Annotated in this window: 1 protein-coding gene; it reads right to left on the reverse strand. The window is 70.7% G+C overall.

What is annotated here, in order from left to right; genetic code table 11:
* Positions 1-1274 (reverse strand): hypothetical protein (locus J0A65_RS23610; protein ID WP_206596723.1); only part of this gene is annotated, 1274 nt, incomplete at both ends.

Here is a 1274-nt window from a genome sequence, read left to right on the forward strand (position 1 = left end):
GTCGGCCTGAAGCTGGGCCCGCACCTCACCCTGGCGCTCGCTCAATGCACGCAGGCGATCCTGCAGCGCCTGGATCTGTTCGCCCAGCTCGGCCAGGCTCAGGGCGCTCTGCGCCTCGCCCTGGAGGCGCTGTACCTCGGCCTGCGCCGCCGCCTGCAAGGTCGCCGCCTGGGTGTGCGCGCGCTCCAGATCGGCCTTCAGCTGCAGCAGGCGCTGACGTTCATCATCACCCAGCAGCGCCGCTTCGAACGCCACCTGGTCGGCGAACGGGCTGCCGGCCAACGCCTGCTGCCAGGCCTGCTGGCAGTCATCCAGGCGCGCCTGCAGGCGTGCCTGCAACGCCACCTGGGCCTGCTCGCTGCCGGCCAGGCCATCGCGTTCACGCTGCGCGGCGGCCAAGCGCTCGGCGGCCTCGCGCCAGGCCTGCCGTGAATCGCTCACGGCTGCAGGCTCGGCTAGGTCAGCGACGCCTGCGGCCTGCCAGCGCTGCAACCACTGCGCTGCCTGTGCCTGGTCCTCGTCCAGCTGCCGCTGCGCCTCGTGCTTCTGCTCGAGCAACTGCTGCTCGCGTACCTGCGTGTCGCGCCAGGCCTGCCAGGCGGCCCTCTGCTGCGCCAACCAGCCCTCGCCGTCAGCCGGCAGTTCGCTGGCGAAACCCTCCAGGCTGGCCAGCAGCGCCTGGGCCTGCTGCGCCTGCCCGGCCTGCAGATCGTTAAGGTCGGCCTGTTGCTCGGCCAGACGCGCCTGGGTGTTGTCCAGATCGCGTTCGAGCAGAGCCTGCTGCCGCTGTGCTTCGCTCTGCTCGCGCTCGGCCGTTTCGCGCAGCTCGCGCAGACGTTGCAGTTCGGCCTGCTGCTGTTGCACGGTCTGCAGGCGCGCCTGCAGCGCCGCCAGCGCCTGCTCGTGCTGCTGTTGCATGGGGCCGAGCTCGGCGGCATCGTGCAGGCGGATGTCATGCTCGCTCAGTTGCTGCTGCCATTGCTGATCCAGCGGCTGCAACTGCGCCTGGGCCTCGGCCTGCTGCGCGTGCAACTGCTCGATCTGCGCGGCCAGGCGGGTCAGTTCATCACGCAGGCTGGCCCCCTGGCTCTCCAGCTCGCCCAGGTCACTGCGGCACTGCGCCAGCGCCTGTTCGGTGGCGGAGACATTCAGCGCCTGGTATTGCTCGATCGCCGGATGCTCATGCGAGCCGCACAACGGGCAGGCCTCGCCCGGCTGCAGGCGGGCGCGATGGGCCTCCAGGTCGTGGATGCGCTGTTCCTGCTCCAGCAGCT

Origin of the sequence: Bowmanella yangjiangensis (genome assembly GCF_017255015.1) — a bacterium.
GTDB classification, from domain to species: Bacteria; Pseudomonadota; Gammaproteobacteria; order Enterobacterales; family Alteromonadaceae; genus Bowmanella; species Bowmanella yangjiangensis.